At 66.7% G+C, this 25467-nt stretch carries 24 protein-coding genes; 11 read left to right on the forward strand and 13 right to left on the reverse strand.

Annotated elements, in window-relative coordinates:
• Nucleotides 1-129: 129 nt before the first annotated feature.
• Together LCL61_RS28505 and LCL61_RS28510 are read left to right on the forward strand one after the other, a co-directional pair.
• Entirely contained in the window at nt 130-1341 is a 1212-nt protein-coding gene (locus LCL61_RS28505) for a cation:proton antiporter (protein WP_340682591.1), read from the forward strand.
• Entirely contained in the window at nt 1341-1583 is a 243-nt protein-coding gene (locus LCL61_RS28510) for a hypothetical protein (RefSeq protein ID WP_340682592.1), read from the forward strand. The genes LCL61_RS28505 and LCL61_RS28510 overlap by 1 nt, the downstream gene beginning before the upstream one ends.
• Nucleotides 1584-1591: 8 nt before the next feature.
• On the opposite strand, the gene LCL61_RS28515 is transcribed toward LCL61_RS28510, so the two are convergent.
• The 4 genes from LCL61_RS28515 to LCL61_RS28530 all read right to left on the reverse strand — a co-directional run bounded on the left by LCL61_RS28515 (nt 1592) and on the right by LCL61_RS28530 (nt 5541).
• The gene (locus tag LCL61_RS28515) at nt 1592-2446 is read right to left on the reverse strand and encodes an SAM-dependent methyltransferase (RefSeq protein WP_340682593.1); all 855 of its coding nucleotides are present in this window, start codon (nt 2444-2446) and stop codon (nt 1592-1594) included.
• Between the two features lie 21 nt (nt 2447-2467).
• Nucleotides 2468-3130 (reverse strand): TrkA family potassium uptake protein, encoded by a 663-nt coding sequence (locus tag LCL61_RS28520; protein ID WP_340682594.1) that lies wholly within the window; start codon nt 3128-3130, stop codon nt 2468-2470.
• Nucleotides 3120-4439, reverse strand: a complete 1320-nt coding sequence (locus LCL61_RS28525) for a TrkH family potassium uptake protein (protein WP_340682595.1) — start codon at nt 4437-4439, stop codon at nt 3120-3122. Before LCL61_RS28525 ends, LCL61_RS28520 begins: the two co-directional genes overlap by 11 nt.
• A gap of 79 nt (nt 4440-4518) precedes the next feature.
• A complete protein-coding gene (locus LCL61_RS28530) occupies nt 4519-5541 on the reverse strand; it encodes an ion channel (protein WP_340682596.1) in 1023 nt (340 codons plus the stop codon).
• Nucleotides 5542-5825: 284 nt separating this feature from the next.
• Here LCL61_RS28530 and LCL61_RS28535 point away from each other — a divergent pair, with 284 nt between their 5' ends.
• The 4 genes from LCL61_RS28535 to LCL61_RS28550 all read left to right on the forward strand — a co-directional run bounded on the left by LCL61_RS28535 (nt 5826) and on the right by LCL61_RS28550 (nt 11589).
• Nucleotides 5826-6428 carry an NAD(P)-binding protein gene (locus LCL61_RS28535; RefSeq protein WP_340682597.1) on the forward strand — a complete coding sequence of 201 codons (603 nt, stop codon included), beginning with the start codon at nt 5826-5828 and terminating at the stop codon, nt 6426-6428.
• 12 nt (nt 6429-6440) lie between these two features.
• Nucleotides 6441-8462 carry an APC family permease gene (locus LCL61_RS28540; protein WP_340682598.1) on the forward strand — a complete coding sequence of 674 codons (2022 nt, stop codon included), beginning with the start codon at nt 6441-6443 and terminating at the stop codon, nt 8460-8462.
• 165 nt (nt 8463-8627) lie between these two features.
• The gene (locus LCL61_RS28545) at nt 8628-9122 is read left to right on the forward strand and encodes a helix-turn-helix domain-containing protein (RefSeq protein ID WP_340682599.1); all 495 of its coding nucleotides are present in this window, start codon (nt 8628-8630) and stop codon (nt 9120-9122) included.
• 25 nt (nt 9123-9147) lie between these two features.
• On the forward strand, nt 9148-11589 hold the full coding sequence (locus LCL61_RS28550; RefSeq protein WP_340682600.1) for a PEP/pyruvate-binding domain-containing protein: 2442 nt from the start codon (nt 9148-9150) through the stop codon (nt 11587-11589).
• 6 nt (nt 11590-11595) lie between these two features.
• Here LCL61_RS28550 and LCL61_RS28555 read toward each other — a convergent pair whose 3' ends face one another.
• From LCL61_RS28555 to LCL61_RS28575, 5 genes are all read right to left on the reverse strand, one after another.
• Entirely contained in the window at nt 11596-12081 is a 486-nt protein-coding gene (locus tag LCL61_RS28555; RefSeq protein WP_340682601.1) for a DUF6653 family protein, read from the reverse strand.
• A 10-nt stretch (nt 12082-12091) separates the two neighbouring features.
• Nucleotides 12092-13360: a glycosyltransferase gene (locus LCL61_RS28560; RefSeq protein ID WP_340682602.1), complete on the reverse strand. Its 1269-nt coding sequence runs from the start codon at nt 13358-13360 to the stop codon at nt 12092-12094.
• Nucleotides 13357-13968, reverse strand: a complete 612-nt coding sequence (locus LCL61_RS28565) for a TetR/AcrR family transcriptional regulator (protein ID WP_340682603.1) — start codon at nt 13966-13968, stop codon at nt 13357-13359. Before LCL61_RS28565 ends, LCL61_RS28560 begins: the two co-directional genes overlap by 4 nt.
• A gap of 64 nt (nt 13969-14032) precedes the next feature.
• On the reverse strand, nt 14033-16069 hold the full coding sequence (locus tag LCL61_RS28570; RefSeq protein WP_340682604.1) for an acyltransferase family protein: 2037 nt from the start codon (nt 16067-16069) through the stop codon (nt 14033-14035).
• A 125-nt stretch (nt 16070-16194) separates the two neighbouring features.
• Nucleotides 16195-16641 (reverse strand): CBS domain-containing protein, encoded by a 447-nt coding sequence (locus LCL61_RS28575; RefSeq protein WP_340688698.1) that lies wholly within the window; start codon nt 16639-16641, stop codon nt 16195-16197.
• 264 nt (nt 16642-16905) lie between these two features.
• Here LCL61_RS28575 and LCL61_RS28580 point away from each other — a divergent pair, with 264 nt between their 5' ends.
• Nucleotides 16906-18351, forward strand: coding sequence for a SulP family inorganic anion transporter (locus LCL61_RS28580; protein WP_340682605.1), 1446 nt, complete (start codon nt 16906-16908; stop codon nt 18349-18351).
• Nucleotides 18348-18839 carry a carbonic anhydrase gene (locus tag LCL61_RS28585; protein WP_340682606.1) on the forward strand — a complete coding sequence of 164 codons (492 nt, stop codon included), beginning with the start codon at nt 18348-18350 and terminating at the stop codon, nt 18837-18839. The genes LCL61_RS28580 and LCL61_RS28585 overlap by 4 nt, the downstream gene beginning before the upstream one ends.
• Here LCL61_RS28585 and LCL61_RS28590 read toward each other — a convergent pair whose 3' ends face one another.
• Nucleotides 18840-19286 carry a CBS domain-containing protein gene (locus tag LCL61_RS28590; protein ID WP_340682607.1) on the reverse strand — a complete coding sequence of 149 codons (447 nt, stop codon included), beginning with the start codon at nt 19284-19286 and terminating at the stop codon, nt 18840-18842.
• 468 nt (nt 19287-19754) lie between these two features.
• Here LCL61_RS28590 and LCL61_RS28595 point away from each other — a divergent pair, with 468 nt between their 5' ends.
• On the forward strand, nt 19755-21047 hold the full coding sequence (locus tag LCL61_RS28595; protein WP_340682608.1) for an ArsB/NhaD family transporter: 1293 nt from the start codon (nt 19755-19757) through the stop codon (nt 21045-21047).
• Between the two features lie 258 nt (nt 21048-21305).
• Nucleotides 21306-21911 carry a hypothetical protein gene (locus tag LCL61_RS28600; protein ID WP_340682609.1) on the forward strand — a complete coding sequence of 202 codons (606 nt, stop codon included), beginning with the start codon at nt 21306-21308 and terminating at the stop codon, nt 21909-21911.
• A gap of 580 nt (nt 21912-22491) precedes the next feature.
• Here LCL61_RS28600 and LCL61_RS42700 read toward each other — a convergent pair.
• Nucleotides 22492-22896: a DUF6183 family protein gene (locus LCL61_RS42700; RefSeq protein ID WP_425341941.1), complete on the reverse strand. Its 405-nt coding sequence runs from the start codon at nt 22894-22896 to the stop codon at nt 22492-22494.
• Between the two features lie 312 nt (nt 22897-23208).
• On the opposite strand from LCL61_RS42700, the gene LCL61_RS28605 reads away from it, so the two are divergent.
• On the forward strand, nt 23209-24342 hold the full coding sequence (locus tag LCL61_RS28605; RefSeq protein ID WP_340682610.1) for a hypothetical protein: 1134 nt from the start codon (nt 23209-23211) through the stop codon (nt 24340-24342).
• A gap of 216 nt (nt 24343-24558) precedes the next feature.
• On the opposite strand, the gene LCL61_RS28610 is transcribed toward LCL61_RS28605, so the two are convergent.
• Both LCL61_RS28610 and LCL61_RS28615 read right to left on the reverse strand, forming a co-directional pair.
• Nucleotides 24559-24852: a hypothetical protein gene (locus LCL61_RS28610; protein WP_340682611.1), complete on the reverse strand. Its 294-nt coding sequence runs from the start codon at nt 24850-24852 to the stop codon at nt 24559-24561.
• Nucleotides 24853-25027: 175 nt separating this feature from the next.
• Nucleotides 25028-25357 (reverse strand): hypothetical protein, encoded by a 330-nt coding sequence (locus LCL61_RS28615; RefSeq protein WP_340682612.1) that lies wholly within the window; start codon nt 25355-25357, stop codon nt 25028-25030.
• Between the last annotated feature and the right edge of the window lie 110 nt (nt 25358-25467).

Here is a 25467-nt window from a genome sequence, read left to right on the forward strand (position 1 = left end):
GACATGTGCCACGGGTAGCGGTTTGCGCCTGACGCCCCCATACGGCATCTTTACGCGCGGAGCGCCGGGAAGTCTGGTCGGCACGACCCATCCACGAGGGATGGGTCGTTCGACGTGGACGGAGTTTCCGTGACACTTGCCTTGGCCTTCGGTCTGGTGCTGTTGATCAGCGTGTCCTTGTCTGGACTCGCGGCACGCACCGTGCTGTCGACCGCGCTGCTGTTCCTAGTGGCGGGAGCACTGATCGGGCAAGGCGGATTCGGCCTCGTCGACATCCCCTCCAACGGCGCCTTCGTGACCGGCCTTGCCGATCTGGCCTTGTTCACCGTGCTGTTCACCGACGGCCAGCGCGCCAGCCTGCCCTCTCTGAAGGAAGGCTGGAGACTCTCCGGCCGCGCGCTGGGCTTGGCGATGCCCTTGACCATGGTGGGCATCGCGGTGCCGACGCACTACCTCACCGGCCTGGACTGGACGACGTCGTTCCTGATCGGCGCGATCCTGTCGCCGACCGACCCGGTATTCGCCTCCGCCATCGTCGGCCGCACGGATGTGCCGCTACGCCTTCGTAGGTTGCTCAACGTCGAATCCGGGCTGAACGACGGCCTCGCGCTCCCCTTCGTGCTGATCTTCCTCGCGACCGTCGCGAACCGGGACACCGACTTCGGCGGCATCGCCATCGAACTCGTCGCCGGCCTCGCGCTCGGCGTCGCCATCCCCGCCGCCATCGCGCTCGCCTGGCGGCTGAAAGTCCTCACCGCGGAACCACGACTACAGGCCTTGGGTCCGTTGGCGGTCGCGGTGATCCTGTACGCGACCTGCCACCTCACCCACGCCAATCCTTACCTCGCCGCGTTCGCGGCCGGCGCCACACTGGCCACAATGGACCGGGTATCGGCTGAGCACTTCGAGCATTTCGGCGACCTGCTGTCCGAAACGACGAAATTCGCCGCACTTCTGGTATTCGGCGCACTCATCACCCCGGAACGGCTATCTCACCTCAGCATCGGCGACTGGGCGGTCGCGGTGATCGCGATCGTGCTGGTGCGGCCCGCCGCGATGATGCTCTCCCTGATCCGCACCCCGCTGCCCGCACGGGAACGTTCGGTCGCGGCCTGGTTCGGCCCCAAGGGCTTCGCCTCCGTCGTCTACGGACTCCTCGCCCTACAAGCGGGGATCCCAGCGGGAGAGCATGTCTTCGACCTTGTCGCGATCACCATCGCACTGTCGATCGTGCTGCACTCCTCCACCGACGTCCCCGTCGCCAAAGCACTGCGCATCGAACCACCGGACAATCTGCCCACCGGACAACCGGAAAAGCTTCCGCAGAAGGAGAGTTCCTGATGGGAGGCATCACACCCGCCCTGGTATTCGCATTGCTGTTCATGGTCCTGCTCGGCGTCATCCCCAGGCGCTACTGGTACCTGCAGCTGCCCGCCGTGCTCGGCTGGGTCCTGGTCTGGATCGACAGCGCGTTCACCGGTCACTGGACCGATTCGCTGGGCGTGACGATCACCGTCTTCAGCCTGCTCTGGCTTGCCTTGACTTGGAAGCGTGCCCGCTCCGGCACCGAGCCGGACAGGTGAGGAGTTCGTCAAAGCTTCTCTGCGTGAACGGTTCGTTCCAGGTCCGAGACCGGTGTGGACCGTCCCGACGGGCGGACATATCGGGCTGTGAGTTCATCGGAGCCCATTTGCTCGAGTTCACGCCAGCCGTGCTCGCCGAGGAACCGGTCGACGTCGTCCGGATTCAGCCCGAACCGCCAGATCCGGTCCTTCTCGACGAACTGCCGGTGCAGGGCCTCCGCGCCGTACATCGCGGTTCCGTCAAGGAAGTCCTTGCACACGTAGGTGAACAGCAGCCGACTTCCCGAACCGGCCTTGGCCAAGACATCGAGCGTCTTGCGGACACCGGCCTCGGTCAAATACTGGGTCACTCCCTCCCAGACGAACACCGTTACACCGTCCGGCCGGTATCCGTGTCCACTGAGGACGGTCTCCAGGTCGTCGCTCTCGAAGTCGATCGGGACCAGCGTCACCGCGTCCGGCACCCGGATCCGTTCGCGCTTGTCCTCGATGTTGCCCGGGAGATCCACTTCGAACACCCGGACCCCCGCGGGCACAGCCAGGCGATAGGCACGCGTGTCGAGACCGGCACCCAGCACGACCACGGCACCGACTCCTTCGCGCACGTCCTCGGCGAACATCTCGTCCAGATAGCGCTTGCGGCAGGCGATGCCACCCCAGATCCCGGGCGCCTTCTTCTCCGACGCCGCGACCAGCAGATCCCGGATCACCCGCCACCTGGCCAACCCGGCCAGAAACCTCACGGCCGCGGGGAGAACCTGGATCGCCATCTCGTCCTGTACCAGCCGCCGCGCGGGATGGTGCTGTTCCACGGCTGCGATCACCATCGGCCCGACCGCGGTCCCGGCCACTGTTCCCGTCATCGTCACGCCCCCATTTCCTGGTCAGGTCAGATCCGCCACTCGTTCGACCTCGGCTGTCCGTCCGGCCACGATCAGCACGTCGCCCCGGTTCACCACGGTGTCCGCGGTCGCGTAGGTGAAGCCCTCACCCGGTCGTTTGACCCCGACCACGGTGACGCCGTACTTGGCCCGCAGCCGGCTGTCACCCAGCTGACGCCCGACCGCCTCTTCCGGCGCGCGGGTCTTGACCATCGCGTAGTCGTCTTCGAATTCGATGTAGTCCAGCATCCGTCCGGTCACGAGATGGGCCACGCGTTCGCCCATCTCGTGTTCGGGGAGCACGACGTGGTGCGCGCCGATCCGTTCGAGGATGCGGCCGTGCTGGCGGCTGATCGCTTTGGCCCAGATGTTCGGGATGTCGAAGTCGACCAGCAGTGCGGTGGTGAGGATGCTGGCTTCCAGGTCGGTGCCGATACCCACGACGGCGCGGAAGAACTGGTGCACCCCGAGCTGCCGCATCACGTCCGGATCGGTGGTGTCGGCGACGACGGCGTGGGTGAGGTCGTCGGCGTGCCGCTGGACGATCTTCGGGTCCGAGTCGATCCCGAGCACCTCCGATCCGCGGGCGACGAGTTCCGACGCCAGCGAGCTGCCGAACCGGCCGAGACCGATCACAACGACACGGGAGATCTGCTTATCCGACAATGGGTCGCTCCTCGGGATACTCGTAGCGCCGCGCGCGTTCGCGGAGCGCCAGTGCGGTGGCGAGCGTGATCGGGCCGAGTCTGCCGAGGAACATCAGCACCATCAGCACGATCTGGCCCGTGACGGGAAGCTGTGCGGTGATACCGGTCGACAGGCCGACCGTGCCGAACGCGGACGTGACCTCGAACAGCACATCGTCCAAGGCGAACGAGGTGATCGAGAGCAACACCACGGTGCCTGCCACAACAGCGCCCACACCGAGCAGAGCGATACTCAAAGCCTGGCGCTGCACCTGATCGGTCAGCCTGCGCCCCATCACATGCACGGTCGGTTCGCCCCGGATCTCGGCGTAGATCACGTACCCGAGCAACGCGAACGTGGTGACCTTGATGCCGCCGGCGGTGCCCGCACTGCCGCCTCCGATGAACATGAGGATGTCGCTGATGAACAACGTCGACGGTTGCAGCTGACCGACATCGAGGCTGTTGAACCCGGCGGTGCGGGGCATGACACCGTGGAAGAAGCCGACCAGCAGCTTGTGGTGGACGTCGAGCTTGCCGAGGGTGTTTCCCCACTCGAACAGCAGCACCGCCACGGTCCCGACGAACAACAGTCCGAAGTAGACAGGGACCGTGATCTTCGTGTGCAGCGACCAGCGCCTCCGGCGACGTCTCCTGAGCACCTCGAACAGCACCGGAAAGCCGAGCCCACCGGCGATCACCGCGAACATGATCGGCACACAGATCCAGGGGTCGGTCGCGAACCCGATCAGGCTGTCGGTGTAAAGGGCGAAACCCGCGTTGTTGAACGCCGACACCGCGTGAAAGACCCCGAGATATATCGCGCGCCCGAACGGTTCGCCGTATCCGGTGGCGAACCGGATGGTCAGCGCGGTGGCGATGACCGCCTCGATGCCGAGGCTGACGAGGATGACACCGCGGATGACCGTGCGGACGTCACCGAGCCCGAGCGTTTTCGTCTCGGCCTGTGCGGTGAGCTGCATCCGCAGCCCGATCCGTCTCGACACCAGCAGCGTCAGCAGCGACGCCAGCGTCATGATGCCGAACCCACCGACCTGGATGAGGCCGAGCACGACGAGCTCGCCGAACGTCGACCAGTAGGTCGGGGTGTCCACCACGACGAGGCCGGTCACGCAGATCGCCGACACGGCGGTGAACAACGCGCTCACCAGGCCGGTGGCCTCGCCGGACTCGGTGGCGACAGGCAGGGCGAGCAGCAGCGTGCCGGCCAGGGTCGCCATCCCGAAGCCGAACACGACCACACGAGCCGGGTGCCGCCAGCTCGGCATCAGCCGACGCCACCACGGCGAAGCACTGAGGAACGAGGTCACCACGGCCCGCCACGAAGCTCGATCGGTTTCCGGATGCTCACGAAGCCGCCATCGCGGCAGTGAGCTGACCAGGCGTGATCGGCCGGTGCCCGACGTAGTAGAGCACGGTCCCGACGGGGAGAGTGGTCTTCCACGGTGGGCTGATCAGCAGCTGGTCAGCGGTCCGGACGGCGAGCACGGTCGCACTGTGTCTCCATCCGAACGCCGCCTGGCAATCGCCGAAGGTCGAAGGCTCTGTCAGCCGTAGCGTGTAGGTGTTGCCACCACCGTGGGTCATCAGCTCGGCGTAGACCTCGGTGATTCCCGGTGCCTGGATCTCTTCGGTCACCATATGCGGGCTGTGCCATTGGACGCACCGGATTCCGTCGTTCACATAGCGGAAATGCGCCTCCTTGGCGAGATCGCGGAGGGCGACCACGATATGCGCGCCTACCGCGACATGATCGACGGTGACCGCGACGGCCAAGGCCTCGTTGTCGTCCCGCGCGTCGATCAGCACGCTGTTCGCCCGGTGCACACAGGCGCGCCGCAGGACATCGTCCTCGGCGAGATCACCACGGACGAAGCCGATACCGCGGTCCGCCATCGGGTGGGTGTCGACCTCGTCCCACGTGGCGAGCACGATCGGACGGTCCCCACCCGCGACCAGTTCATCGACGATGCGCTGGGTCCGCCCTGGTGAGTACCCCAGCACGACGACGTGGTCTTCGATGTCCAGAGTGACCGCCCCCTGCATACGGCGCCCTTTCGTCTTCTCGATGATCTCCGCCAGCTGAGCAAACACGGTCGTCAGTGTGACGATTCCACCCACGATGACATACACGCCGATCACGTGCCCCCACGACGACTCCGGATAGAAGTCGCCATATCCCACCGTCGCGGCGGTGACGACGAACCACCACCAGTAGTTCTCCGGTTCCGTGATCGGGTTGCCCGATCGCTCGGCAAGCAGCATCAGCGGCCAGCTCGTCGCGAAGACGAACACGATCACGACCAGCGGCGGCAAGCCGGTCCGCAAGCGTACGAACTTCCGCAGAAGCCGAATAAGGATGATCGGCACGCAACTCTCCCCAGCAGCATGAACTCGCCCATGTCGTCGGCCACCGTAGCTCCTATCCGGACGAGCCGGACATGAGAACACAAAACCGATCACCTCACGGCCGCCCACAGAATCCGTCGGCACTCGCAAGCTCGCCGGGGCAATTTTTGCGATATTTTGACGACCGTCGCGCACTCGACCTGGGGCTATCAAAAACACGTCAGGAACCGTTAGCGCATGCGGACAATTCAGGCGTGTCTCACTAGGGTCCTCGCGGAGGTTCCTGAATGCACGGTCAGACACTGGTGGTCGGGTTCGGTGTCACCGGCTCCAGCGCCGCTAGCCATCTGCTCGCCTGTGGCGCTGATGCCGCTGACCTCGTCGTGCTCGATGCCGACGCGGACGCGGTCCGGTCGGCCACAGAACTGGGCGCCCGTGCGTTGCGTGGCGACGGGACCGATCGCGTCGCGTTCGCGCGGGCGGCCTCCGTAGAGGTCGATCGGATCGTCATCGCCTTGGTACCGGATCACACCGCGGTGATGTCGACGATGCTGGCACGCGAGCTGTGCCCTTCCGCGATGATCGTGACCGCTGTGCGCGAAAACGCTCACGTGACCACTGCCCGCCGCCTTGGCGCCGACCACGCGGTGGTCACCGCCGAAGCCGCCGGCAGTGCCCTGGCCGGAGCTCTGCACCAGCGTCACCGTCCGGCGCGCACACCGTGGGCGATCGCCCAACGACCGGCCCGGGCATCCGAGGTGGGAAGAGAGCTGAGGGACAGCGACCCGACAGCGGTCGGACTGATCCGCGACTGCCGACGTCACTGGGGCACACACGCAGCCGGACTACGTGTGGCGCCTGGGGATCAGATCGTGCTCCTCCGGACACACACCCTCACAGAAAGCTAGGCTGCGCCGTCCATGCCCAGAATTGCCGCCATCACCAAGCGCCTCCTTGTGGGCAGGCCCTTCCGTAGTGATCGCCTGTCCCACACGCTGCTGCCCAAGCGGATCGCGTTGCCGGTGTTCGCGTCCGACCCGATGTCGAGCGTGGCCTACGCACCCGAAGAGATCCTGCTGGTGCTCTCGGTCGCGGGGGCATCGGCGTTCGTGTTCAGTCCCTGGATCGCCCTCCTGGTCGCCGTCGTGATGATCTCGGTCGTCGCCTCCTATCGGCAGAACGTCCGCGTCTACACCTCCGGCGGCGGCGACTACGAAGTCGCCACGGTCAACCACGGTCCCCGATGGGGTCTCGTGGTCGGCAGCGCCCTGCTCGTGGACTACGTGCTGACCGTGGCGGTGTCGATCGCCTCCGCCGCAGCCAACATCGGTTCGGCCGTGCCCTTCGTGGGAGAACACAAGGTCGAGTTCGCCGTCGGAGCGATCCTGGTGCTGACGGCCATGAACCTGCGCGGTGTCCGGGAATCGGGCACCGCGTTCGCGATCCCCACCTACGCCTTCGTGTTCGGCATCCTCGCCATGATCATCTGGGCACTGGTGCGGGTTTTCGTCGTGGGTGACGAGATCCGGGCCGAGAGCGCCGACTTCACTCTGGTCGAAGAAGGCGGGCATCTCGCCGGTCTCGGCTTCGCCTTCCTGATCCTGCGCGCGTTCTCCTCCGGCAGCGCGGCCTTGACCGGGGTCGAAGCGATCAGCAACGGCGTCCCGGCCTTCCGCAAACCCAAGGGCCGCAACGCCGCGACCACGCTGCTGATGATGGGCGTGCTCGCGATCACGATGTTCCTCGGGCTGATCATGCTCGCCCGGCTCACCGGCGCCCAGGTCGCCGAAGACCCCGCACACCAGCTGATCGGCGCTCCGGAGGGCTATGAGCAGAAGACGCTGATCGCCCAGCTCGGCAACGCGGTGTTCGCCGGTTTCCCGCCGGCGAGCTGGTATGTCATCTTCTTCACCGGCCTGATCCTGGTGCTGGCGGCCAACACCGCGTTCAACGGTTTCCCGGTGCTCGGCTCGATCCTCGCCCAGGACCGCTACCTGCCCCGCCAGCTCTACACCCGCGGCGACCGGCTGGTGTTCTCCAACGGCATCGTCTTCCTCGCCGCGGCCGCGATCCTGCTCGTCGTCGCCTTCGACGCCGAGGTCACCCGGCTCATCCAGCTCTACATCGTCGGCGTGTTCATGTCGTTCGTGATCAGCCAGAGCGGAATGATCCGGCACTGGAACCGGCGACTGCGCACCGAAACCGACCCGGTCGTGCGCCGCCGGATGCGCCGCTCCCAGGCGATCAACGCCTTCGGCTTCTCCATGACCGCCCTGGTCCTGATCGTCATCCTCGTCACCAAGTTCACCCAGGGCGCGTGGATCTCCCTGGCCGCCATGGCCGCCATCTACCTGCTGATGACCGCGATCCGCCGCCACTACCAGCGGGTCGGCGACGAGCTCCACGACAGCGACGAGGACGAGCCGATCGTCCTGCCTTCACGCAACCACGCGATCGTCCTGGTCTCGAAGCTGCACCGCCCGACCCGACGCGCCCTGGCCTATGCCAAAGCGGTACGGCCCGACGTGCTCGAGGCGATCACCGTCAACGTCGACAACCAGGAAACCCGGGAACTTCTAGACCGGTGGGCCAAGCAGCCCTTCTCCATCCCGCTCAAGGTCATCGAATCCCCGTACCGGGAAATCACCAAACCGATCCTCGATTACGTCAAACGCATACGCACCAACAATCCGCGCGACGTGGTCACCGTGTTCATCCCCGAATACGTCGTCGGACACTGGTGGGAGAACCTGCTGCACAACCAGAGCGCACTGCGACTGAAAGGGCGCCTCCTGTTCCAGCCCGGCGTCATGGTCACCAGCGTGCCCTGGCAACTCGACTCCTCCACGAAGGTCCGGCACCGGCCCGAACTCGCCCCCGGCTCGATCCGCCGAGGCCTCTACACGAAGGACACCAACGGCGAAGACCGGCACAACCCGTAAGCCTGTGGAGCACAATGCCCAACAGGATTCGCCTGACTGGTCCAACGCCGTAGAGAAAGCATCAAAATACGGCGGTGCGGCAGCACATCGGCCGTGCGCGTCGCGCTTTCACGCTTATCGTGTAATGCCGACTATCTCGACGGCGGGAAAGGGGAACCACGGCCGGTGCCCGACCACCCCACAGCAGAGCTGGCCTGGCTGGTCAGCCAACCCTACGCGGTCGAGATCCTCGACGTCCTCGCCGAAGCGCCTCGCCCGCTCACGGATCTGCACCGGCAGCTGAAGGTTTCTCGCCGGACGATCTCCTCGGCGCTGCGCGTCCTCGCCGCGGCCGGGGTGGTCCGTCGCCGCGACCACTGTGGCAGCTGGGATAGCCTGCCTCCTCCGTCGACCCGCTTTGAGCTCACCCCTACCGGTCGCGAATTCACTCGGCAGCTGAATCGGGTCGAGGTCTGGACGACGCTCTACGAGCAGTACCTCGGTACTCCGACCATCAGGAAAAGGACGAAGGCCATGTGGGCACCGATCTCCATCGTGCTTCTCCTCGCCTGCCTCGGAAACATGATGCTCGGCCATGCCGGGCACGCGATCGTGTTCGGCATCGCTTGGCTGGGGCTCGTCGCCGCGGTGACGTATCGGGCACAGCACCGGACCACCTGATCACCCACGCGGCGAGGAGAATGAGATGAAACTCCTTCAGCTGTCCGAGATCGATGCTTCGATGATCGATTTGGTGGGTGGGAAGGCCGCCGGGCTCGGTCAGATGATCAAGGCGGGCGAGCGTGTGCCGGATGGTTTCTGCTTGACCGTCGAGGCCTATACATCGAGAGACCTCCCGGAGAAGGAGTTGCTCGACGCCTACGAGCGGCTCGGCGGCGGCCGGGTCGCGGTGCGTTCCAGCGCCACCGCCGAGGACTTGCCGGACGCCAGCTTCGCCGGTCAGCAGGACACCTTCCTCGATGTCGACGGGGCCGCCGCGCTCGTCGACGCCGTTCGCAAGTGCTGGGACTCCCTGCATTCGGATCGGGCGGTGGTTTATCGGGCCACCGTCGGTATCGACGACGCCGCGATGGCGGTGGTGATCCAGCGGATGATCGACCCGACCGCGGCCGGCGTTCTGTTCACCGCCAATCCGATCACCGGTTGCCGCACCGAGATGATCGTCGACGCCGCCCCCGGGCTGGGGACAGCGATCGTCGACGGCACCGTCGTTCCCGATCACTACGTCTTCGACCACCGTGCGCGGGCCATGCCGCACCAGGCCGAGGGATGCCTCGATACGCGACAGCTGGAACAGCTCCGGGACGCCGGTCTGCGCCTGCAACGGCATTTCGGTTCGCCGCAGGACATCGAATGGGCGATCGATTCCGGCGGCGTGCTGTGGCTGTTGCAGTCCCGGCCGATCACCACCCTGTTCCCGCTGCCGCCGGACACCGGCGAGGCCCGGCTGTACCTCGAGTTCGGCCACATCCAGGGAATGCTCCGCCCGTGCACGCCCATGGGGATCTCCTTGCTCAAGACCGGATCGGCGATGTGGTTCCAAGCGAACGGCGTCCGAGGCGGTCCACGAGACCCGCTGCCCCGGCTGGTGCCGATCGGCGGGCGTCTCTACTTCGACCTGACCGACTTCGTCCGCAGCAAGGCCATGCGCAAGCGGCTACCGACGTCCCTGCAGGTATACGGACCGCGAGTGCAGGGCGCCGTCGAGCGCATCATGACCGATCCCCGGTTCGCCCCGCGGCGAGGCTTTCCGCTCCGGACGGGCAACATACTCAGAGCCACGGCGAAAGTGCTGCCGAACGTGGTCTCGGGATTCGTGTCGAGCCTGGCGCGCCCGGACGCGGCGCGTGCCCGCGCTTACCGGGCGGCGGAGGAGATCCGGCGCCTGACCGTCCCGCCTCCGGGCTCGGCGACCACGGCGGAGCGGCTGAGATGGGTCATCGAGGACTCGCATCGAGCGATCATGAGCCACGGCATGCTGGGGCTCACTGGGCCGTTGATGGCCGGGATCGTCCTCGGGGTAGCGCCCTCCGGTCTGCTCAAGGGAATCGCCACGGACGAGGAACTGGACATCGTCCTGGGCGGAATGCCCCACAACGTGACCACCGAGATGGATCTGGCCCTCTGGGAGCTCGCGGTGAACGCGCGAGAGCACCGCGAGGTATTCCTCTCCACCCCACCCGGCGAACTGGCCGCGGCGTACCGCGCCGGGAGACTTCCCGACATCGGAATGGCCGGATTCCTGGACAAGTACGGCATGCGCGCCGCGGCCGAGATCGACGTCGGCATGCCCCGCTGGGACGAGGACCCGGCGCCACTGTTCGCTACGATCGCCAACTACCTCCGCGTCGACGACCCCGAGCAGGCCCCCGACCGGCGATTCCAGAGAGCCGCGGAGAAGGCCGAGGCGATGATCGAGACGCTGTCCCGCCGGGCGCGGCGACTGCGTCCGGTCCGCGGCCGGGTCGCGACTTTCCTCATGCGCCGTTCGCGCAAGCTCACCGGCCTGCGGGAGATCGGGAAATTCGCGTGGCTGCCCGCGATTCAAGCGGCTCGCCGGCAACTTCTCGTCGTCGGTGACGACCTGGTGTCGCGTGGCCTGCTGGAACGCGGCGACGACATCATGTTCCTGACTCTCGACGAAGCACGCGCGGCCGTTGACGAGGCGACCGACCACCGTCCCCTGATAGCGGCGCGCCGTGCGGACCATCGGCGAGAGTTACGACGGCACACCGTCCCCGGCGCCTTGCTCTCCGACGGGACCGACGTGGAAGCACTTGCCCCACCCAGGTCCGCCGAAGACGGCGTACTGGTCGGGATGGCCGGCGCGGCGGGCCAGGCGACCGGAAGGGCGCGCGTGATCCGCGATCCAGTCGGCGCGTACATCGAGCCGGGCGAGATCCTCGTGGCGCCGACCACCGATCCCGGGTGGACCCCGCTGTTCCTGACGACGGCAGGCCTGGTCACCGAGACCGGCTCGCCGGTCGCGCACGGCCCCACGGTCGCCCGGGAATACGGCATCCCGGCCGTCATCTGCGTCCGCGACGCCACCCGCGAGATCACCACTGGCCGGCTGATCGCCATCGACGGAACCGCGGGCACGGTACGGATGGTCGACGACGACTGACACCCATCACGCGGCCGACTGCTCCTCGGCCCGTTCCCAGAGCCAGCCGAACCGGTCGATCCGCCACAGCTGGGCCATCACGACCACCGTCGCGCCGAACAGGGTCGGCCAGAACTCGAGCGCGATCAGGCCCCAGGTGACGAGGCCGAAACCGGCGAGACCGAGTACGACCAGGACACGCAGCACCGCGCGGTGGTCCGGCGGGACCGACGATTTGTCGTGCGCCCAGACACGTTCGCCGTAGATGCCGCGTGCGGCCCAGCTGCGTGGTTCGACCGGCGGGAAAGCCGAGGGATTGAGGAACAGCCACACCACGACCGCCGCGATCGGCGCGAGGCACCACCAGCCGATCCAGGCCCGGCTCCAGATCGCGAGCAGCATCAACGGGATCGCGGCGAAGCGGGTCCACACGCTCCAGGGATTCGCGTGGCGGCGCCAGGCTTCGTCGTCCATCCGGAAGGTCTTCGTCACCGCGTTGGTGAGCTCCATCATGATCTCCTTATCAGGTCAGCTTTTCGAGCAGGGCGACCGCTGCGGCCACGCCGTTCTCCGCGCGGATTTCCCGGCCGAGCCGTTCGGCCCGTTCGCGCATCCCGACGTCATCAGTGGCTTGCCGCAGCGCCGCGGTGAGCCGATCGACCGTGAGGTGCTGCTGGCGTATCGGCGGCGGCGCGACGCCGACGGCGTGCATGCGGTTCGCCCAGTACGGCTGGTCGGCGACGAACGGGCACACCACTTGCGGCTTGCCCGCGGCCAGCGCGGCACCGGTCGTACCGCCGCCCCCGTGGTGCACGACCGCGCTCGTCCGCGGGAACAGCCAGTCGTGCGGCGCGTGGTCGAGCACGAACAGATCGCCGGTTCCGGCGTCCGCGGCGATGCCGCCCCAGCCGGTGGCGAGCACCGCACGCACCCCGGCCCGGCGGACCGCTTCCTCGACCACCGCACGGGTGCGGCGTGAATCCCTGCCCGCCATGCTGCCGAATCCGATGTAGACCGGAGCCGGGCCGGCGTCGAGAAAGTCCCGCAACGCCGCAGGCGGTTCCCATCCCGCCGCCGCAGGGAGATACCAGAAACCGGTGGTGTGCACCGAATCCGGCCAATCCGAAGCCGTGAGGGTGACCTGGCGGCTGAACGCCTGCAGGACCAGCCGGTCGCGGCCCTCCGCGTCGTGCAGGATGTCGTGGCTCCCCCGGCGGCGCGGCAGCCCGAGTTCGGTCGTGCGCCAGGTGGAGGTGATCCCGGTGAAAGCGCGCAAGATCGCGGCCACCGCGAGATACGTGGCGCGGTTCACCACCTTCGGCAGACGGGGCAAGGGAATCATCGGGCACGGGAACTCGCCCGTGGGGATCCAGCCGGGCTGCAACGCGACGACCACCGCGGGCACGCCGAGCATCTCTGCCGCGTGGTGGGCGGGCACCCCGGTCGTGTGCACGACGACATCCGTGCGAGAGGTCTTCGCGGCCACACCGACGTGGTGCAGGACCTCGGCCATCATCGGTTTGACCCGCTGGGCCGTCCGCAGGGCGGTGATCTTGCCCCGGATGCCCCGGTACCCGCCCTCGATGGCCTCCTTCACCACCGGGTCGTCCATCAGCCGGTTCGCTCCCTCCCCGAGCGGGGCGAACTCGATGTCGTACTCCCCCGCGGCATCGGCGAACGAGTCCGGCGCGGCCAGCACCGCCTCATGCCCGCGATCGCGCAGGGCGACCGCGAGAGCCAGCATCGGCTGCACGTCACCGCGGGTTCCGTGGGTGGCCAGCAGCACCCTCACTTCGACCGCTTCTGGTCGTTGATGGTGGTGTATACGGTCAGCCAGCGGTCATCGGTGAACAGACCGTTGGTCAGGATCTCCAGCCCCGCCCGGGCACCCCGGACCGCGGTCGCGGTCTCCGCCGCGTCCCCGCCGAGCAATCGCCCGACGTGGTCACCGAGCACGAGCGGTGCCAGCAGCCAGGACACATAGACGACCACGCGCGCACGCGAGTCGTCCGACGGGTGCACCCAGCCCTCCCGCTCGCCGTCGGCGAGCCACGCTTCGGTGCGGTCCACGATCTCGGTGAACAACGCCGACGCCCCGCTCGATCCGTCCAGGAACGCCCGGGCCAGATAGCGCCGCACCGGCGTGGCCGCCTGCAGCACCTCCGCCAGCGCATCATCGCCGGCCTCGCCTCCGCCCCGGATCGAGTCGAGCACATGCTCGTCACAGGCCTGCCGCAGCCCGTCCTTCGAACCGAAGTGGTGCAGCACCAAGCCCGGCGACACCCCGGCATCGGACGCGACCGCACGCACCGAGGTCCCGGCGATGCCGTCGGCGCCGAACCTGGCCAGCGCCGCATCGCGGATACGGGCCCGGGCCGTCAGATCAGAGATTGAACTCATGTTCAGAGTATTGAACACTTGTTCAGTCCCGTCAAGTGGCGAGAGTGTTCGCGTTCTGTCTGGATCACCCGCCGGCCGGCGGTTCCTCCGCGTGGTCGTCCGTCCAGCCGAGCGCGGCGGTGATGGCCTTCTCGGCGATGGCCGACATGGTCGACATGTAGGTGCCGCTGACGTGGTTGTCGTCGAGGTAGACGAGCACGTTGCCGATCACCGGCGGGCAGACCTCGGCCGTGCAGAAGTAGTCGCTGAAGTCGACGAACCGCACGTTCGGCGGGAGATCCGGAAGTGTTTCGTACGGCGGCTGGGCAGCGTAGAGCTCTGACCGTGGAGTCGCGCATTCAGGCGCCGTGACACCGCGGGCTTCGACACACGCTGACGGCGACTGGCCGAAGCGCGGGTTGTCCCGCACCGCGAGCACCGGGATGCCCGCGTCGTCCACCTTGCGCCACTGCGCGACGTAGCCGGACGGCACTCGTTCCTCGACGCCGGGTTTCACGTCCCTGGTGCCGATCGTCATCACCGCGTCGGGGCGGGTGGTGACGATCTCGTCCACCACGGCGGCGTTCCAGTCGATGCAGGACTGGTCCCCCGGCACGGTGTCGGAGTCGGTGGAGAACGGGCAGCCGCCGCGGAGGATCGACGTGACCTCCCAGTTCTTCTTTTCGGCGACCGGGAGCAGAGCGCCGAGAAGTTGGCCGGCGTGGGAGTCGCCGGTGACCACGATCCGCCGCGCTGGGTGCGCTGTCGTCTCGGAGGTACAGATCTCGAGCCCCGAATCGCGAGGGGACGGGGCGCACCGTGCCGGGTCGATCCCGGCCCAGTCTTCGGACACGGCGACGAAGGAAGGGACCGGCTGTACGTCGGTGGCTCCCCAGTAGCTGAAACCTGTTGAGTGCGCGAGGGCGCCGGGGTGGTTGGGGTCGTTGACCGCGATCGCGTAGTTCTCCGCCTGCCGCACACTGGTCCACTGCCAGGCACCCGAGGCCGCCAGCACCACGGCCATCGCGAGGACGCCGAATCGGTAAGCGCCCCAACGGTTCACGGTCCCGATCGCGGACACGCGGACCGGTTTTGCGACCAGGTGATGGGTGAGCACGGCGAGCACGAACGACAGCGCGATGATCACCGCGCCGCCACGGAGGCCGACCTCTTCCCGATCGCGGGAAACGAGGTAGAACACCAGGACCGGCCAATGCCAGAGGTAGAGCGCGTAACTCAGGTCGCCCAGATACGTCAACGGACGGCTGGACAGGAAACGATCCGCGCCGCCGGCGAACGCGGTGTCCCCCGCGAGGATCACCAGCGCGGCCGAAAGAGTCGGCCAGAGCGCGAGATAGCCCGGGAAGACCGTGCCGACCTGGAGCACCAGTCCGCAGGAAACGAGCCCGGCGACCCCGGCCCAGCCGAACACGACACGCGCCTGCTGGGGCACCTGGATCCGGTCGATGAGCAAGGCGAGCAGGCCACCGAGTGCGAATTCCCAGACCCGCGTCAGCGAATCGAAGTACGCCAGCGGCTGATCGACCGCGGTCAGCCACACCGAATACGCCAGCGAAGCCGCGAACACCGTGCCGAGTACGCCGAGGAGCATCGGCCGGACGTCGTGGCGTGTTCGCCGGGCGACCAGCAGCACCAGGCCGACCAGCAACGGCCAGACCACGTAGAACTGCCCCTGGATCGACAACGACCAGAAATGCTGGACGACACTGGCCGAGTCGTGCTGCGCGAAGTAGTCGGCAGAATCCGCCGCCAGCCGCCAGTTCTCGACGTAGAGGGCGGAGGCGACGACCTCCTTGATCGTCTGGAACCAGCGATTCTGCGGCAACAGCACCGTGCTCACCGCGACGACCAGCAGCAGCACGGTGAGCGCGGCCGGGAACAACCGCTTGATCATCCGGCCCCACATCGGCCGGTACTCGATCCTCCCGCGCACCGCCGCCCGGTGGAGCTGGCCGGTGACGAGGAAGCCGGAGATCAGGAAGAACGCGTCGACGCCGCCGGAGATCCGGCCGAGCCACACGTGATAGACGACCACCAGAACGCACGCGAGTGCCCGCAGCCCCTGAATTTCCGGGCGGAACCGCCGCTCCGTCTCCCGCACACAACCACCACCAAGATCACGGTCGCCGACAGGCGAGGACCCTACGGCAGGAAGCTGTGAGCGAGCCTAGATTCCGGACGTCCCGCTACCTGCCACCACCCCGAGACGTCAGGCACGGAGTGGGATCAGTGGGGCGCGAGCACCAGTTCGAGCAGCCGGGACGCGGTGATCACGCCGATCATCGTGCCGTTACGCAAGACTGCGGTCAGCGGGCAGCGCAGCCGGGCCATCATCGCGGCGACTTCCACGATGTTGTCGTCATGTTCGACAACAGCCAGATCAGAAGGCCGAGCGGAAAGGACTTCGCGGACAGTCTTTCCGCCCAGTTTGTCCGCGGCCCGGTCGGCCATCGATTCCGAGAGCACCGCGGCCAGCGTGGGTGCCTCCTGAACATAGGCGGGCACCAGGAATTTCACCACGTCCGAGGCGGGCAAGACCGTGTAGGGCCGTCCGTCGGCCGTGGCGACGACGAGCCCGGGTAGCCGGTTCTCGGCGAGAAGCCGAGCCGCCTGCAGCGCGAGCGAATCGAGAAGCACTACCGGGAACTTCTCGGCCATGACGGCGGCGTGCATATCCGCAGAGTACGGCAAATCGGTCATTTCAACCATGACATGAGCGGCCGGGCATCCGTTAGGCCGTCGGCGTGACGATCTCGACCACAAGTCTCCTTTACTGGACCTTTACACTCTTTTGGGGCATCTTTACGCCCAGGAGTGCCGGGAAGTCTGGTCGGCGGCTTGGCCCACCGAGGGCCGGGTTAGACGCATGCCGACGAGCGGGGACCGATGCTCCAGCGTTTCGCCAGAGAACTTCTTGCCGGACTGACTGTGGCCATCGTGGCGCTGCCACTGGCGATCGCCTTCGGCATCACCGCGACCGGCACGTCCGAGGGCGCGCTCGTCGGCCTGTACGGAGCGATCTTCGCCGGGTTCTTCGCCGCGGTCTTCGGAGGAACACCCGCGCAGGTGACCGGTCCGACCGGCCCGATCACCGTGGTCGCCACCGGTGTCATCGCTGCGCACGGACTTGAAGGCGCGTTCCTCGCGTTCATCATGGCGGGCGCGCTTCAGATCCTGTTCGGCGCGTGCCGCCTCGGATCACTCATCCGCTACATCCCGCACCCTGTGGTGTCGGGATTCATGGGCGGGATCGCGCTGATCATCATCCTGGGCGAGCTCGACCAGGTGCAGAAGAGCTTTTTGGTGGTGGCGGCCACGATCGTGCTGATGCTCGTATCGGCGCGAGTGGTCAAGTCAATCCCGGCGAGCCTGATCGCGCTCGTGATCATCACCGGCATTTTGTCGTTCGCGGAACCCGTCCTGCAGAACCTTCGGATCGGGCCGGTTTCCCTCAACGGCACGGTCGACTACATCGGCCAGATCCCCGAATCGATTCCCTCCATCACCTTCCCGGAGTTCAGCGGTTCGCTGATCCTCACCCTCGTGCTGCCCGCCTTGAGCATCGCGCTGCTCGGCTCGATCGACTCGCTGCTGACCTCGGTCGTGATGGACAACATCACGGGTCGTCGGCACCGCAGCAATCGTGAACTGGTCGGCCAGGGGCTCGGCAACATGGCCAGCGGGCTGTTCGGCGGATTGGCCAGCGCGGGGGCGACCGTCAGGTCCGTGGTCAACGTCCGAAGCGGGGGTAAAACCGCGCTGTCGGCCGCGACCCATAGCGTTATCCTGCTGGCGCTGGTGGCCGGTCTCGGCGCGGTCGTGCAGTACATCCCGCTCGCCGTGCTGTCGGGGATCTTGATCCTGACCGCGATCGGCATGTTCGACTGGGAAAGCCTCCGCAAGACCCATGTCGCACCCCGGGGCGACGTCGTCGTGATGTTCGCGACGATGATCATCACCGTTCTCGTCGATCTGACCGTGGCGGTCGCGGTCGGCGTGGCTGTCGCGCTCGTCGTGCACCTCGTGCAATCGCGCCGAAGCAGGGCGTCGGTCGTCTACGACGAGACCGGCACCTACCACATCGAGGGACCGCTGTCGTTCCTCTCCATCGACCGCGTCTTGACCAGACTGCGCGACGACGAGCCGAAACTGTCGCTCAGCCTGCAGAAGGTGAGCTACATGGACATGTCTGGCGCCAAGGGACTGCTGACCTTCATCGACCACTCCCACAGATCCGACGTGGAACTCGACTTCAGGGACCTGCCGCCACACGTCGAGCACAAACTGACCGCACTCGCGAACGACGAACAACGCGACAAACTCACCACCGTCATCAGGAACGCGCCCAGTGCCGCGAACCGGCCGAACGATGGGAAGTCATGACCGCGATCGACGTACTGCTCAAACGCAACGACGAACTCGGCGACGCGGTGCCAGGCGATCGGCGCTCGCCCCGTCCTTCCCTGCAGGTGACCATCCTGACCTGCATGGACGCGCGCGTGCGGGTGTTCGAGATCTTCGGTCTCATCCAGGGCGAATCACATGTGCTGCGCAACGCCGGCGGCGTCGTCACCGATGACGTGATCCGCTCGCTCGCGTTGAGCCAGCGGAAGCTGGGCACCCGTGAGGTCCTGATCGTGCAGCACACCGACTGCGGGTTGTCGCTGGTGACCGAAGACGACTTCAAGGACGAACTGGAAGCCGACACCGGGCTACGACCTATGTGGTCTGTCGAGGCGTTCCGCGATGTTTCCGACAGCGTCCGCCGTTCGATGCAGCGCGTGAAGCGGTCGGATTTTCTCCTGCACACCGACAATGTCCGCGGCTTCGTCTACGACGTGAAGGCCGGAGCGCTGACCGAGGTCAGCTGATCACCGTGGGGCGAGCGCCAGCTCCAGGAGGCGGGACGCGGAGATCACGCCGAGCAGCGTCCTGTCCTGCATGACCGCGACCAGTGGGCAATGCAGTCTCGCCATGATCGCGGCGACCTCGATGATCGTGTCGTCGGAATTCACCCGAGGCAGCTCGGCGGGTTCCTCCGGAAGCAACGAACGCACCTTGCGGCCGCCCAGTTTGTCGGCGACACGATCGGCCATCGACTCGTTGAGGACACCGGCGAGCGACGGGTCGTCCTGCACATAGGTCGGCACCAGGAAACGGACCACTTCCGAAGCGGGCAGGACCGACTGAGGGCAGCCACTCCGGTCGGTCACGACGATGCCGGGCAAGCGGTGCTCCGCGAGAAGCCGCGCCGCGTCGAGCGCGTCGGAATCCATATCCACGACCGGGAATTCCTCGGCCATCTCGCTGGCTTGCATGACGCAAGACTACGACCGTCCGGGCAGGTGCGCCCGGGTCAGCCGTCGTTACTGTCCGATTCTTTACGGCCCGGCGAGATTCCGGTGCTGTTCGGCGATTCTCCGCGCTCCTGTCGCAGGTGCATTACGCGGAGGCCGGCCATCAAGAGGACGAACACGGCGATCAACGCGAGAGGACCGAGCAGTCCGGACATAAGCCCCCACCTCACACCACTGTGATCACCGGCACAGTCCAGGGTACAGGGTGACCCCAGCACCTAATCCACTGGACGGGTCGCAATTGTCCGAGTTGCCTCTGCGTCTCGTTTACGGCATCTTGACGCGTGGAGCGCCGGGAAGTCTGGTCGGCATACCCCGTCCCTGACCGGGCCGGGGCGGTCGGTGCGGACAGGAATCGGTGAGAGCACAAGTGATCTGGCAGCGTCTTCGGCCGGTATTCGCCCTTGATTCCGTTCCCGGGGACGTGGCATGAGCGCCGCCGTCGCGATCGTCGTTTTCGTGGTGGCGTACCTGTTCATCGCCACCGAGAAGATCCCGAAGATGGTCACCGCCCTCGCCGGCGCGGGCATCGTCCTCGGCCTCGGCGTGCTCGACTCTGAGGACGCCTTCTACTCCCACGACACCGGTGTCGACTGGGACGTCATCTTCCTCCTGCTCGGCATGATGATCATCGTCGGAGTCCTCCGGAAGACCGGCGTCTTCGAGTTCACCGCGATCTGGGCGGCGAAACGCGCCAAGGGATCGCCGCTGCGTATCATGCTCCTGCTGGTCCTCATCACCGCGGTCGCTTCGGCGTTCCTGGACAACGTCACCACGGTGCTGCTAATGGCACCCGTGACCCTGCTCGTCTGCGATCGGCTGGACATCAAGCCGGTGCCCTTCCTGATCGCGGAGGTCATGGCCTCGAACATCGGCGGCGCCGCGACCCTGATCGGCGACCCGCCCAACATCATCATCGGCAGCCGCGCCGGCCTGACCTTCAACGACTTCCTCGTCAACATGGCACCGATCGTGGCGATCGAGCTGGTCGTCTTCTGCCTTGTCCTGCCGAGACTGTTCCGCGGTTCCTTCACCGTCGCCCCGGAACGGGTTGCCGACGTCATGGCCCTCAACGAACGCGAAGCCATCCACGACAAGAAACTCCTCATCAAATGCGGCGTCGTGCTCCTGGCCGTCTTCACCGCGTTCATCGGCCACTCGATCTTCCACATCGAACCCTCGGTCGTCGCCCTCCTCGGCGCCGGAGTGCTCGTCCTGCTGTCCCAGACCAAACCGAAGGAATACCTCGCCAGCGTCGAATGGGAAACCCTGCTGTTCTTCGCCGGCCTGTTCATCATGATCGGCGCCCTCGTCAAGACCGGCGTCATCGGTGACCTCGCGAAACTCGCCGCCGACGCCACTGGAGGCAACGCGCTGCTCGCCGTCATGCTCATCCTCGGCGTATCAGCACTTTTGTCCGGCGTGGTCGACAACATCCCCTACGTCGCCACCATGAGCCCGCTGGTCCTCGGCCTCACCAACGACATCGCCGACCCCACCCACTCCGAAGCCCTCTGGTGGTCCCTCGCCCTAGGAGCCGACTTCGGCGGCAACGCCACCGCCATCGGCGCCAGCGCCAACGTCGTCGTCCTCGGCATCGCCGCCCGCGCCGGAAGCCCCATCTCCTTCTGGGAATTCACCAAGAAAGGCGTCATCGTCACCCTGATCACCGTCCTCGTCGCCGCGCCCTACCTCTGGCTCCGCTACTTCGTCCTGGCATAGAGCGATCCAGCCGTCCGTGCTACGGAGAGTCGGGACGATGCCAGGCATGCCGTTCCACGTTTGTTCGGAGCTGGTCTTGCGAGTCGTTCTCTACGAATTCGCAACCAGTAGTCGTGCAGCGCTGCTGTAACCGAAGCCGGACGCTACGCTGCCTCGCAGAAGGTCCCGCGCCTCCGGGACCTTCTCGTCCGATGCGCTGTCCTGCCTGAGCGAGACGCTGAATACATCGACCGGATCAACCCGTGGCTGCGCGATCTGATGGCCGACGCGCCACCGCACCACCGGCACGTTCTCGGCCCCTTCACCCGCTGGTATCTCGTGCCGAAAGCACGCCGCACGGCGCACCGACGTGGAGTCGACCAGAGCGCCCCGACAACCATTCCTTCTACCGTCTTGGCCGCATCCCGCTTCCTGCACTGGCTCGACAGCCAGCAGCCCGCGCTCGCCGATCTTTCACAGTCGCATGTGGATGAATGGTTCGACAGCGGCCGTGGGCACTACCGATACCTGCATCCCTTCATCACCTGGGCCCGGACCCACAGCTTGATCCCCACGGTGATCCGGGCACCATTCCCGCAATACCCGCAACGGCTGACACTGCTCAACGACGACGAACGCCTGCACCAGCTTCGCCGATGTCTCGACGAGGAAGACATCCCGCTCACAGTTCGCGTTGCAGGCGTTCTCCAGGCCGGGCTCGATGTCGTCGGCGGTGAACATCGGGTCGCCGATGGTCAGCCTATCGCCAGGTGGACGGAACAGGTTCCCGTAGAAGGCCATGGTCACGTCGGCGGCGGTGGCTGCACCAACATGGCCAGCGCGGGAGAGCCCGTCCAGGAGAGCGGGCGTCCAGTCACGCAGTAGCGACTGCTCCCCAGAGACTTGCTGCCCGACGCCGTGTACGCAGACGATCCGCCCCACTACGCCTCCCAACGCGAGAGCGCACGAGTCTACGACGCGCTACGGCTAGTGATCACTGACCACTCCGACTACCTTCCAGTGTCGCCTATCAGCAACCCGTTCGGCGTAGCAGCCGCGGCGACCAGACACTGGCAACCGCGCGGAACTGGAGTTCGAACACGTGAGCGTCGGCGGGAATATCGCACGCTCGAATATGAGCACCCCACCGGTACAACGAGCCGAGTTGCCTCACTCACAGGGGCTGCACGTACAGTGTTTCTGCAGATCACAAAGTTGCCACCGACCAGACAGCGTTAAGCCGAGGCCTGAGACGGACCTGCGGACGCCACTGCCGCGTGGGTCAACGGAGGCCTTGACCGTTAGCTAGAACGAGTGAAGCAGACACACGAATGATCGCGGCCGCCATGAAGACGAATCAGCGCGCGGTACACGATTGGACCTCAGATCTCGCCACTCGCCTCCTCCACGAGCCCGGCGTCTGAGCTCACTCCCAAGCCACACCGACACTGCGATACCGACATGCTCAGTCGGTGTCCGTCGCGGCCAGCACGGCCAGCCGTCTGTGGTCGGGAGCAACGCCGGCCACGCCGATGTCCCAGGCCATCCGGTAGAACCACTGCGTGTCTGCGTTGAAGACGTGCCAGATGCACTCCCCTACGCGCGCTTCGACCTCGCGGAAGGAGGCGCCGTTCGGAGTGCTGGTGAGGCCGGCCAGGGACTGCCACGCCGGCGAGTGTCCGCGCGGTGGCCAGCCAGCCGGGGGGCGTGCCGACCGGCCACCGCAACACTCACCACGAGGCCGCACGCCGGACGCTATGACGTCCCGGACTGGAGACCACCGGATCGGGTGAGAGCGCCAGGCCGTCGAGCCGGGCTGAGCACAAGGCGGAGTCAGAGCCCGGCCGGCATGGCACGCGGGCGCGGACACCGGTCACGCTTCGCGTTGCCTGGATGTCGTACCGACGTGATAGACGGAGGGCATGGATGTCGATCTGGACGAGTCAAGGCTCGTGGCATTGGGCGCTGTCCGCGGCGAACTGCGCGGCCACAGCAGGCCGGGCGCGGCCAACCCCTTGCCGATGCCCAACTCGAAAGCCATGCTGCCGCGGACCGGGTCGCGTGATCGACGATCGGCGTCCACCAGGGCTGCGGCGACGGCGGCGACACCAGCCGGCACCGTGCCCTCGGCACCGGCGCGACACGACGGCTATGCCGCCAGTCATTGCAGGCAGGTGATCAGGTGTCCCTGACCAGTGAACTCGCCAGTCCCCGAAGCACGCTCGCCGCGTGGTGCGAGCGAACGTTCACCGGGACGGCGTCGGTGGTCGAGCAGATCGCGACCGCGGCGCGGGACGTCCGTCCCATCCGGCCATCCGGACAGGTCCCGGCACGATGGTGGGCCGAAGTCGGCGGAGCGTTCGGGCAGAGGCTCGCGGACCTCGTGCAGCCCGCGCCGCCGTACTACGCGCTGCTCGGGCTGATCCACGCCAAGTGGGTGTCCCCGGCGTGGGCGCACGATCAGGCCGCGCGCTACCCCAGCCACCGGGGCCTCACCGGCGAGTACCGCGCCCGCGCGCTGCACCTCCGCCCCGCTGCCTCATCCTGGCTCGACCTCAGCGGGCCTGGCGAACCGCGCTTGCCAGGAAACCCGGCCGCCGAGGCGGCATGGGCGGACTTCCTCGAGCGCGGCCGTACCTACCTGGCCCGCCACGCCCCGGCCGGGTCTCTGGGCTCCCCCGGCGCCGAAGCCGGACTGGCTCGCCTGTGCTGGCTGCTGACCGTGTGCGAGGACGTGTACCGCAGCGGGTTCATCGACGACCGCCTGGCCAGACTCTTCGACGCCGGACGCCCGACCGTCGACCAGCTGCGCGGCCTGGTCGAACAGCGCCAGGTCGACGAACTCGTCGCCCTCGCGCGGCGGCTGTATGACCGCGGAACCCTGTGGGAGCTCCGAAAACTCGCCGGCAACCCCGCCCCCGGCACACCACTCGGGATCGCCGGGCCGACCATCGTGCCCCACTGGGCCGACGCCGACCTCCTCCTCGGCACGAACGACCCCGACCACGGCATCGACGCCCACGGCGCGACACTGCTCGACGTCAAGACCGTCGTCAGCGTCCGCGACACCAGCAAAGTCGGACGCTGGCTCTGGCAAATCCTGCTGTACGCGTGGCTGGACACCGCCGACCTGTACCAGATCCGGCAAGTCGGCCTGCTGCTCGCCCGCCACAGCCAGCTGGTCACCTGGCCCATCGACGAACTCGCCGAACGCCTCCTCGGCCGCCGCGTCACCGGCGACCACGCCCGCGACGCCTTCCACGACCTCGCCGGACAGATCATCACCGGCCACGGCCTCCCCTGGCCGGTTCTTTGACCATGCTCGCGGTTAACGAGCCGTTTCCGCTCGCGACGACCAGCCGTCCGCCGGGCCCCGGGCGCCGGCGGACAGTGGTGTCCCGCCCCCGTGACCTGCACCATCACATGCCACACCCAGCTGCCTCTATGGCTCGTTCGATGATCGGTGCGCAGACCGGAAAGGGGAAGCACCATCCAGGAGAGTGACGTCGGTGTGCGGCATCGTTGATCGACATCAGCCCTCCCAGGCCATCCTGTCGACCTCCTCCGCATCGCGCAGTTCCCGGTTCGACGCGTGAAGCTTCCTACCGAGATCATGCAGCAGATCGCGTGCCTGCTCAGGACTGACCTCCCTGTCTACGACGAGATCCAGCAGGTGCTGCATCGCAGCCAACTCGATGGCGATTCCGGACTCAGCACCGGGAAAATGCATCCGCACGTCGGGGACGGCGATGACGTTGAGCGACACCGTGACGTCGGCGAGGGGATGGTCGCCGACCTGCGCCGTGAAGGTCCTGTCATGCGGCATAAGACATCTCTTTCCGGTTGAGGTGACCGTGGCTGCGAGAAACCGGCACGGTAGCGCCGCAGCCGCTCCCCGATCGAGAACCCTATCCGTCCGATGGGCCAGATCGGCCAACCCGTTCGCCTGGCTCGTCCGCTAAGCGCAGCATGAGCTCAGGCTCCCGCAACGCCTCGCCGAATCAGCACGCTCCCCGACGGTCCGCCAGGCTGAGACTCCAAGTTTGACGGAGCCAGCTTCCAAGGGGAAACAGCCGTTTCGACACAACAACGTTCGACAAGGAGGCAAGTTTCATCAGCACAACGTTCGCGTCTGGCCCCATCTTCGCAGGAGCGACCTTCACCCGCTCGACATAATTCGACCACGCGGAATTCCAGCGGCATGCGCCGTCCTTCGCCGGTTCTGCATTTCTGGACACAACCAGCTGCAACGACACAGCCTTCTTTCGGACGCCTGACTTCAGCGGCGCGAACTTCAGCAAGGGATGGCCCAGCGAGATCCAGGAGTTCACGCGCAACAGCAAGGGCGCTGGCATCAGGTGAAGTGATAACCGAGGAGGGCAGGTCACCCTGCGACTGCGTGGCGTCGATGAGCCGGCTCAGAGCCCACGTGATGCGGGCC

The sequence above is a fragment of the Amycolatopsis coloradensis genome, from assembly GCF_037997115.1.
In the GTDB taxonomy this organism is placed as follows: domain Bacteria; phylum Actinomycetota; class Actinomycetes; order Mycobacteriales; family Pseudonocardiaceae; genus Amycolatopsis; species Amycolatopsis coloradensis_A.